Source organism: Sporichthyaceae bacterium (assembly GCA_036269075.1).
In the GTDB taxonomy this organism is placed as follows: domain Bacteria; phylum Actinomycetota; class Actinomycetes; order Sporichthyales; family Sporichthyaceae; genus DASQPJ01.
The window spans coordinates 1-9,845 of the sequence record DATASX010000132.1 but is presented as its reverse complement, the minus strand read 5'-3'; the positions used below and the strand labels follow the sequence as shown (position 1 = coordinate 9,845).

Genomic DNA, 9,845 nt, shown 5'->3' with positions numbered 1-9,845 from the left:
CGTGGGCCTGTTCGGTTGCCTGGTGGGAGCGGCGATGACCGGACGCTCCCGCTTCTGGGAGGCGACCGACAAGGCTCGGGCGCTGCTGGGGATCCCGGCGGCATGGCTGGTGATCGTCCTGCTCCGGGCCTGGGTGACGGCGACCTGGATCCGGCCGGCGCCGTCCTCGATGGCCCGGCTGAAGGTGGCCGGCGGGTCGTTGTCGGGCAGCTTCCACTACGGCCCCGGCGTGATCGGGCTGGTCGCCGCGGCCTATCTCGGCGTGCTGGTCGTCCGCGACGCCCGCTGGAGCTGATCGCCCGCTGCTCGCGGCGTCCGGTCAAGCAGACAGACACCCTCGCCGGGTAGTGTCGGGCGGTCGCCCTGCCACGGTCCCCGGGGCGCGAGCGTCCGGCCGCCACCGGATGAGGGGTGCGGGATCTTCGCGAGTAGGACGCATCAGGTGCCCACCGGCAAGGTGAAGTGGTTCGACGTCGAAAAGGGGTTCGGGTTCCTCTCGCGCGACGGCGGCTCCGACGTGTTCGTGCACAAGGACGCCCTGCCCGCCGGTCTGGCGAGCCTGAAGCCCGGCGTCCGCGTCGAGTACGGGATCGTGCAGGGCCGACGGGGGGACCAGGCGCTCTCGGTACGGGTCCTGGACCCGTTGCCGTCGGTCGCCGCGGCGAGCCGCAAGTCCCCGGACGAGATGGCGCTGCTGATCGAGGACCTCATCAAGCTCCTCGACGGGTTGTCGAACTCCTACCGGCGCGGCCGGCACGCGAGCAAGTCCGAGGCCACCCAGACCGCGGCCCTGCTCCGCGCCGTGGCCGCCGACATCGAGCTCTGACCCCCGGGCGTCCGCCGGCCCTGTTGAAGATTTAGGTAGCGCCTAGCCCTCGAGCAGGCCGAGCAGGGCGGCGGGGGCGTCGGCCGGGCCGTGCATCGGGGCCCAGCGAGCACCGGAGCGGAAGGCCAGGTCGGCGGCGGCGTCGGAGTCGTCCGCCGGGGCCAGGATCAGCAACTCCGGGAGCCCGGCGGCGGCCGGAAGTGGGTCCTCGTCGTCGGTGGCGCGGCAGTCCGACAGCAGAACCGCGACCCGCCGGGCCGCCTGGCTGGCCGCCAGTTCGGCGCCGGCCCGGCGCAGGGCGGCCGCCAACGCGGTCACGCCGTGACCGCGTAACCGCAGCACGTCGTCGACTACCTCGCTGGGCGTCCGGATGGACTCCATCGAGCGCAGCACCCGGACCTCGCGGGCGAAGGACAACACGGCGTGATCACCGGGTGCGCGCCACGCGCAGGCGGCCGCCGTCAGCGCAGCCGCCGCCAACCGGGCCCCGCCCATCGAACCCGACGCGTCCACCAGCAGGCACAGCGCCAACGTCGGCCGGCCCCACTGACGCACCGTCAGATCGGCACCGGACATGGGCCGCCGCAAGGCCCGGGCCTCGGCCACCGCCGGCAGCGAGGCGTCGAGGTCGAGGTCTCCGCCGGCGTCCCAGGGCGCTGACTGCATCCGGCCGATGCCGCGCCGGCGGGGCGCTCCGGCGTTGGCACGGTCCAGCACGATCGCGGCGGCCAATGCCCGGGCGGCGGCGCGCAACTGCTCGTCGGTGGCGCCGGAGGCCTCGGCCAGCAGCGCGAGGGCCAGGTCCGGGTCCTCGGCCAGGATCTGGGCGAACGCCTCCTGGTCGAGGACACCGACCTCGGGGGACAACTCGCTGAACCGCGGCTTGGCGGACAGCTCGGAGCGGGGGGTGGTGCGGTCGGCGGGTCCGGCCCGACGCCGGCGGCCCGGCCCCGGATCGGGGTTCGGCGGGCCGGCCGGCGGCGGGCTCAGGCTCCCCCCGACGCATCACTCCCGTCGTCGTCGCGCGCGTTCTTGAACACCTCGGCGTAGAGCTCCCGGACCACGGCCTCGGAGTCGCGGCCGCTGCCCTCACGCAGCCGGATGCGACCGGACAGCGCGACCAGGGCCGCGTCCAGGCCGACGTCCCAATCGGTGACCGCCAGCCCGCGCCGGGCGCCGAGCGCGACCGCGACCCGGGCCGTGTCGATCGCTCCGCGTACCGACGAGCCGATCCGGACCTCCGGGTGCGTCCGGGTCCGCCGGACCAGCTCGACCACTGACGTCCGCCAACCAGCGGGCACGGTCGGCGCGCGCAGCTCGACGATCTCGGCCTCGGCCGCCGCGTCCTGGTAGCCCATTGCGATTCGGCACACCCGGTCGTAGATCGCCGCGGCAATCCGGGCCGTGCCGACCGAGTCGAACGGGTTCATCGCCGCCACCAGCCGGAACCCCTCGGCCGCGCCGACGCACCCCAGCCGCGGGACGTGCAGTTCACCCTCGCTCATCACTGTGACGAGCACGTTGAGGGTCTCCTCCGGGATCCGGTTGGCCTCCTCGACGTAGAGCAGCGAACCGGCCCGCAGCGCCTCGACCAACGGGCCGTCCACGAACGTCGCCGGGCCGTAGCCGCGCTCCAGCACCAGGGCCGGGTCGAAGTGCCCGATCAGCCGCGCCGGGGTCAGCTCGGCGTTGCCCTCGACGAACACGAACGAGGTCTTCGAGTCGGCCGCCACCGCCCGAAGCAGCGTCGTCTTGCCCGTTCCCGGCGGGCCCTCCAGTAGCACGTGCGCACCGCAGTCGAGCGCGGCGACCAACAATTCGGTCTCCCGCGCCCGTCCGACTACCGCCCGGTTGTCCTCGCTCATGCGCCTCCGTCAGCCTTCAGGCGGGCAACATCTGCGGACGTCGTCCGCAGATGCTCCACAACCGGACAATGCACCCGCTCGAACGACGGTTGAGGACGTCGTCCTCAACCGTCGTTCGCGATTGGGCGGTGCTCAGTGCTCGTGGATCATGACGCCGCGGATGTTCTTGCCGTTGAGGAGGTCGTCGTAGCCCTCGTTGACCTCTTCCAGCTTGTAGGTGCGGGTGATGATCTCGTCGAGCTTGAGGTCCCCGCTCTGGTAGAGCCCGAGAATCTTCGGGATGTCCGTGGTCGGGTTGCAGTCGCCGAACAGCGAGCCCTTGACCGTCTTGCGGAACAACGTCATCAGTGCGGACGGCAACTGGATGTTGTTCAGCTCCAGCCGGTTCAGCCCGGTGATGACGACGGTGCCGCCCTTGCTGACGGTGTGGAACGAGGTCGTCACCTGCGGCTCGGTCACCAGGTCGGTGGTGATGATCGCCTTGTCGGCGCCGACGCCGCGGGTCAGCGTCATCGCCAGCTCCATGGCCTCCTCGGAGGTGGCCACGGCGTGGGTGGCGCCGAGTTCGAGGGCCTTCTCCCGCTTGTTCTCCAGCGGGTCGACGGCGATCAGATTCTTCGCGCCGGCGTAGCGAGCGCCTTGTACGGCGTTGATGCCGATGCCGCCGACACCGACCACCAACACCGTCTCACCGGGCTGGACGTCCGCGGTGTTGACCGCTGAACCCCAGCCGGTCGGCACGCCGCAACCGACCAGCACGGCCTTGTCCAGCGGGATGTCGTCGTCCACCTTCACCGCGGAGTTCTGGTGGATGACGTTCCACTGGCTGAACGTGCCGATCATGCACATGTTCCCGTAGTTGCCCTGTGGGCCCGTCATCGGGAAGCGCTCGCCGGGCAGGTAGCCCTCCAGGATCGTGGCGCCCATGTCGCAGATCGACTGACGTCCGGTGGCGCACCAGCGGCAGTGTCCGCAGTTGGGGATGAACGAGCAGACGACCTTGTCGCCGGCCTTGACCCGGGTCACTCCCGGCCCGACCTCCTCGATGATCCCGGCGCCCTCGTGGCCGAGCACCATCGGAGTACGGCAGGGCAGGTCACCGTGCGCGACGTGGATGTCGGAGTGGCACAACCCGGCGTGGGTGTAGCGGATCAGCACCTCGCCTTCCTTGGGACCGTCGAGGTCCAGCTCCTCGATCTCAATCGGCTTGCCGGGCTCGTAGACGACTGCGGCCTTGGTCTTCATCGACACTCTCCTCCGCGGGTTGGGGTGGACCCATCCTGCCTCGCCGCGCAAGAGACGCAAGAGGTCAGAAGGCCGGCGGATAGGGCGGTTCGAAGCCGTCCGGACGTTGGGCGGCGACCGGGGGGAACGAGAGCCCGGTCGCCGGCCGGTACGCCTCGTCGTCCCACAGCGCCTCGTCGCGGCCGGCGGCGTCGGTGCGGACGTTCGTGGCCGGTTGCCAGTCGGGGATCGGCGGTGGGGCGGCCCACGCCTGCCGGGTCCGGACCAGGGTCGAGCGCCGGTTCTCCCGGGCCCGGTGGATCACGAGCAGGGTGAGCACGACCATCGCGCCGGCGGCGATCCCGAAGCCCACGTCGCCACGCAGCGGCAGCGCGATGCCCAGCCCGCCCCCGACCACCCAGGCGAGTTGCAGCCACGTCTCACTACGGGCGAAGGCGGAGGAGCGCACGTCCTCCGGGACGTCGCGCTGGATCATCGAGTCGAGGCCGAGCTTGCCCAGCGTCTGCGTGAAGCCGGTGATCAGGCCCGCGGCCAGCACGGTCGGCAGGCTCCAGACGGCACTGCTCAGCACCATCATCGCGGTCTGCACCACCAGCAGCAGGATCAGCATGACCTCGGGCGTCCGCTGCTTGATGAGCGCGCCGACGCCGGTACCGAGCACGCTCCCGATGCCGGCCGCGCCGACGACCAGGCCGATCGCGGCAGTGTCGGCCAAGCCGCCGAGCGGGTGCTGGCGCAGCAGGAAGGCGAGGAACAACGTCAGGAAGCCGGACATGCCCCGGAAGGCCATGTTGGCGTTCAGGCCCAGTTGCACGGACGGCCCGACGTAGCCCGCCTTCGGGGTCGCGTCGCGGCCGATCAGGATCGGACCGGTCTCGCTCATGCTCGCCTGGCGTTCCTCGGCCGCGGAGTCGACGCGTTTGGGCAGCCGGAGGGACAGCACCGTGCCGACGACGTAGATCACCGCCGCCCCACGTAGCGACCATTGCGGGCCGAAGACGTGGGTGACGGCGGCCCCGAGCCCGCCGACCACCGACGAGGCGATCAGCCCGGACATGTTCATCCACGAGTTGGCGCGCACCAACGGCACCGACGTCGGCAGCAGCCGGGGAACCCCGGCCGCCCGGGTCACCCCGAAGGCCCGCGAACAGACCAGCACCCCGAACACCGCCGGGTAGAGCCACAACGAGGCGTGCTTGACGGACCCGGCCATCGACCACGCCAGGAACGCGCGGCCGCCGAAGGTCAACGCGAGGGCATAGCGGCGCCCGGAGCGGAACTTGTCCAGCAGCGGCCCGATCAGCGGCGACAGCAACGCGAACGGCACCATCGTCACCAGCAGGTAGAGCGCCACCCGGCCGCGGGCCTGGCCCACCGGGACCGAGAAGAACAGGGTTCCGGCGAGCGCCAGGGTCACCGCGGCATCGCCGGCCGAGCTGACCCCGGTCAGTTCGGTGAGCTTTGCCAGGCCGGTCTCGCCCGCGCCCTGCGCGTTGGTTGCGCGGCGGATCGTGCGTCGGGTACCCGCGCCCGCCTTGCCGGCGGCCCGCAGCGTGTTGCGGGCGACGCCGGCCCACGCCTGTTTCGGCCGCGGCCCGCTCAGCCCCGGGGGGCCCGGAGGCGGGCCGGTCGGCCGAGAGCCGGGACCATCGAACGCCACGACTCCATCCTGCCCGCTCCCGCGCAGGATCCGGTTGTCCGGACGGCTCGGATTTCCGGGTGTTTCATCCCGCTTTGCCGCACATGTCCCGGAGCGTGACCGGGCCCGGCAAGTGGTGTTCCTCGCTCGTCAACAGACTCGATCGGCTCGGGAGCGCCGCAACAGGCTCGCAAGCTCGCTTGCCGCGCGCCCCGCTCGCCTCACTCGCCTGTGCCGCGTGGGCAGCAGGTGCCGCGATGGGAGACAATCAAGGTGAACCCCGACCAGTTCCGCCAGGAGGACCACCGTGACCACGCCGACCCGCACCCGGCGCGCGACGTTGGACTCGGTGTGCGCCGACGCCGTCGAGGCGGCTCGGGAGGCCGCACTGCTCGAGGCTCCGGGCGAGGTGGGCGACCACCTCGGTTGTGAGGCCGAGGACGAGCGTGTGGTGACCCACCGGTTCGCCTGCGCCAACCCCGCCTACCGCGACTGGCACTGGGCGGTCACGGTGGCCCGGGCCTCGCGCTCGAAGCTGCCCACCGTCGACGAGGTCGTGCTGCTGCCCGGCGAGACGGCAGTGCTGGCTCCGGCCTGGGTGCCGTGGGAGGACCGACTGCGCCCGGGCGACCTCCGCCCCGGCGACATCCTGCCCCCCGGCGAGGACGACGACCGTCTCCTGCCCGGTTGGGCGCTGGGCGAGCGCGATCACTTCGACCCGGACGCCGCCGACGAGGTCTGGATGGTCGCCGCGGAGGCGGGTCTGGTCCGGCCGCGGGTCCTGTCGCCGATCGGGCGCGATGACGCGTTCGACCGCTGGTACGGCGGCGAGCGCGGTCCGCAGGCCCCCATCGCGGTCGCCGCCGCAGACCAGTGCGGCACGTGTGGGTTCCTGTTGCTGATGGGTGGCTCGCTGGGTCGGATCTTCGGGGTCTGCGCGAACGAGTACGCCCCGGACGACTCCCGCGTGGTCTCCCTGGACCACGGCTGCGGCGCACACTCGGAGGTCGTGGCGCCTCCGGCGCCGCTGAGCGAGCGGGCCTTGCCGGTGCTCGACGAGACCACCTTCGACGTGCTGGCCGGCGCCAACCCGGCACTGCACGCGGACGCGGCCGTGCTGGTCGACAGCGAGGTCCCGGAGCCCGTCGACGATCCGCAACCAGACGCCGAGCAATGACACCGCTTCTGCTGCCTGTCGCACCGATCCGGTGGCTCCGATAGGTACGACAGGCAGCAGAAGTGCGGCACAGGCGGGCGCGTTCGGTACGGCGGCCCTGCGGCACAGCGTGCTCGAGGCCTGGACGGCGTCTCCTGCCCGATTTCGGGAGGACGCGAACGCCGAGGAAGAACTGGTCCGCGGCGGCTACCGCGACCGGTTGGTCGTCGAGCTCGCGCAGAACGCGGCCGACGCGGCGGCGCGGGCCGGTGCCCCGGGCCGGCTGTACCTACGTCTGGAGACGGCGACCGCCGGGCCGGCGACGCTGATCGCGGCCAACACCGGGGCGCCGCTGGACGCGGCCGGGGTGGGGTCGCTGTCCACCTTGCGGGCCTCCACCAAGCGCACCGGTCCGACCGTGGGTCGGTTCGGAGTCGGCTTCGCCGCGGTCCTGGCGGTCAGCGAGGCCCCGCAGGTCCACTCCACCACCGGCGCAGTCGGATGGTCGACGGAATTCACCCGCGATGCGATCGCTGCGGTGCCGGAACTCGCCGCCGAGGCCGACCGCCGCCGCGGCGCCGTCCCGGTGCTGCGGCTGCCGTTCGAGGTGGCCGGTCAACCGCCGGACGGGTACGACACCGCCGTCGTGCTGCCGTTGCGCGACGCCGCTGCCCTCGACCTGGTCACCCGGTTGCTGGCCGAGGTCGACGACGCCCTGCTGCTGGCCCTGGCCGGTCTGGACGCGATCGAGATCGTGACCCCGGACTCCCGCCGCGAACTGTCCGCGCAGCGGTCCGGCGCCTGGGTCACTGTCCGGGCCGGCGCGAGGGTGACCCGGTGGCGCACGGTGCACCGCAGCGGGGAACTGCCCGCCGAGGTCGTCGCCGAACGACCGGTCGAGGAGCGCGCCGACTGGCAACTCACCTGGGCGCTGCCGATCGAGGACGACCGTCCGGCGCCGCTGCCGGACACCGTCCGGCCGGTGCTGCACGCCCCGACCCCGACCGACGAACGACTCGACCTGCCCGCCCTGCTGCTCGGCTCGTTCCCGGTCGACTCCTCCCGGCGCCGGGTCGCGCCGGGCCGGGCCACCGACCTGCTGCTCGACGCTGCTGCCGAGGCCTATGCCGACCTGGTCGCGGCGCTCGCCGGCGCGGTCGGCCCTGCGGCGGCCGCGCTGATCCCCGGCCCGGTCGGTGTCGGCGAGATCGACGCCCAGTTGCGTCGCGCGATCCTGGAGAAGCTGGCCGACCGCTCGTTCCTGCCCGCCGCCGACGGCGGCCTGCCGCTGCGGCCGCGCGATGCGGTGCTGGTCGCAGACTGTGGTGCGGAGCTGACCGAGGTGCTGAGTCCGGTGCTCGGCGGCCTGCTGCCGCCGGGTTGGCCCAGCTCGGCGCTGACCCGCCTGGGCGCCCGGCGGTTGAGCCTGGCCGAGGTCGTCGACGAGTTGGCCGGCATCGACCGGCCCCCGGCCTGGTGGCGCTCCTGCTATTCCGCGGTCGACGGCGGTGACCGCGAGGCGTTGCGGGGCCTGCCGGTGCCACTGGCCGACGGGCGGCTGGTCCGCGACCCCCGCGAGGTCCTGCTGCCCGGCGATGTCGACGCGCAGACCCTGTCCGCGTTGGGCCTGCGGGTGGCGCATCCGGAGGCGGTGCACCCGTTGCTGGAACGGCTCGGCGCCCGGCCGGCCACCGCCGAGGCGGTGGTCGACCATCCGGCCGTCCGCGGCTTGGTGGCCGGGTTGATCGGCGGGTATCCCGAGGAGCAGCAGGCGGTGGCCGAGGCCTTGCTGACCTTGGTCGGGGCCGCGCCGTGGGCGACCCGGCCGTGGCTGGCCGAGCTGCCGTTGCCGGACGTTGACGGTGAGCTGACGCCGGCCGGGGAGCTGCTGCTGCCGGGCGGTGCGCTGGTCGACGTGCTGGAACCGGACGCGTTGGGCGTGGTCGACGAGAAACTCCTGGAGCGGTTCGGCCCGGACGCCTTACGCGCGGTGGGGGTGCTCGACTCGTTCGCTGTCGTCCAGGACACCGACCTGCCCGCCGATCCGGAGTGCGCCGACCACGACCTCGACGGCGAGGAGGAGTGGTTGGCCGCGGTGGCCGCCGCCGCGGGCAGCGGCGGGCCGGCGATCGTCGTCGTGTTCTCCGCCGTCCGCGATCTCGACCTGGTCGCGGCGGACCGATGGCCCGCCGCGCTTGCGTTGCTGTCCGGGCCGGATCTGCGATCGCTGGTGACCGAACCCGCTCGGGTCCGCCGGGCGGACGGCCGCGGCGCGGAGCTGCCGAGTTACACGGCCTGGTGGCTGGGCGAGCATCCGGTGCTCGCCGGGCGGCGACCTCGCGATCTGCGAGCCCCCGACGCGGACCTGGTCCTGCACGGGCTCTGGGACGAGGCGCCGCCCGGCCTCGACCTGTTTTTCGCTCGGGCCCTGGGCGTCCGCACGGGCCTGGCCGAGCTGCTCGACCGACCTGACGGTCCGTCAGAACTGTTGGCCCGCCTGGCCGATCCCGGTCGGCATGTCGGGCGCAAGCAGTTGGGGGTGCTCTACCGGGCCCTGGCCGCGGTGGCGCCGGAGCGCGTGCCGGAGCAGGATTACCTGCGCGTGCCCGACGGTCCGCGTACCCGCGTGGTCCCGGCCGACGACGTCGTCGTGGTCGACGCCCCGGACCTGCTCGCGCTGTGCGCCGACGTCGCGTTGCCGGTGGCCGTCGAACTGGCGGCCGACCTGGCCGAGGTCCTGCTGCTGCCGTTGGCCTCCGAACGCACACCGGCCCCGGTGCTCGACGCGGGGGAACCGGTGCCGGTGCCCGTCACCGTGCGGGACCTGCTGGGTCCGCGCTGTCCGGCCGAGTACGTCGAGCACGAGACGTTGCGGGTCGCCGGTCCGGACGGGCCGGTGGAGGTCGACTGGCGGTGGGTCGGCGGGCATCTGCACGCCGCTACCACCCGCGGGCTGGCCTTCGGACTGGCCTGGGCGGCCGGCGCGTGGGAGCGCCGGTGGTTGGTCTGTGCGGCGCTCGAGGATCCGGAACAGTTGCCCGCGGCGCTGGACGAGGAGGACCTGACGCCCCGCGTATGAGAGAGCGCTCTCCGCGTATGAGAGTGGGGGGGGGG

The 9,845-nt window shown here is 73.0% G+C and carries 7 protein-coding genes and 1 pseudogene; 4 read left to right on the top strand and 4 right to left on the bottom strand.

Annotated elements, in window-relative coordinates; all coding sequences use genetic code 11:
• Together VHU88_24595 and VHU88_24590 are read left to right on the top strand one after the other, a co-directional pair.
• Positions 1–295: hypothetical protein (locus tag VHU88_24595; protein ID HEX3614889.1), on the top strand; the 295-nt coding region annotated here is incomplete at its 5' end.
• 147 nt (positions 296–442) lie between these two features.
• Positions 443–628, top strand: a pseudogene (locus VHU88_24590) (cold-shock protein).
• 240 nt (positions 629–868) lie between these two features.
• Here VHU88_24590 and VHU88_24585 read toward each other — a convergent pair.
• The 4 genes from VHU88_24585 to VHU88_24570 form a co-directional block, all read right to left on the bottom strand.
• Complete coding sequence (locus VHU88_24585) at positions 869–1,693, bottom strand: vWA domain-containing protein (protein HEX3614888.1); 825 nt, start codon at positions 1,691–1,693, stop codon at positions 869–871.
• 119 nt (positions 1,694–1,812) lie between these two features.
• Entirely contained in the window at positions 1,813–2,691 is an 879-nt protein-coding gene (locus VHU88_24580) for a MoxR family ATPase (protein ID HEX3614887.1), read from the bottom strand.
• A gap of 132 nt (positions 2,692–2,823) precedes the next feature.
• Complete coding sequence (locus VHU88_24575) at positions 2,824–3,936, bottom strand: NDMA-dependent alcohol dehydrogenase (GenBank protein HEX3614886.1); 1,113 nt, start codon at positions 3,934–3,936, stop codon at positions 2,824–2,826.
• Positions 3,937–4,000: 64 nt separating this feature from the next.
• Positions 4,001–5,596, bottom strand: a complete 1,596-nt coding sequence (locus VHU88_24570) for an MFS transporter (protein HEX3614885.1) — start codon at positions 5,594–5,596, stop codon at positions 4,001–4,003.
• Between the two features lie 286 nt (positions 5,597–5,882).
• Between VHU88_24570 and VHU88_24565 the strand changes: the two genes are divergently transcribed.
• On the top strand, positions 5,883–6,752 hold the full coding sequence (locus VHU88_24565; protein HEX3614884.1) for a DUF3027 domain-containing protein: 870 nt from the start codon (positions 5,883–5,885) through the stop codon (positions 6,750–6,752).
• A gap of 31 nt (positions 6,753–6,783) precedes the next feature.
• Positions 6,784–9,810: a hypothetical protein gene (locus VHU88_24560; protein ID HEX3614883.1), complete on the top strand. Its 3,027-nt coding sequence runs from the start codon at positions 6,784–6,786 to the stop codon at positions 9,808–9,810.
• The last annotated feature ends 35 nt before the right edge of the window (positions 9,811–9,845 follow it).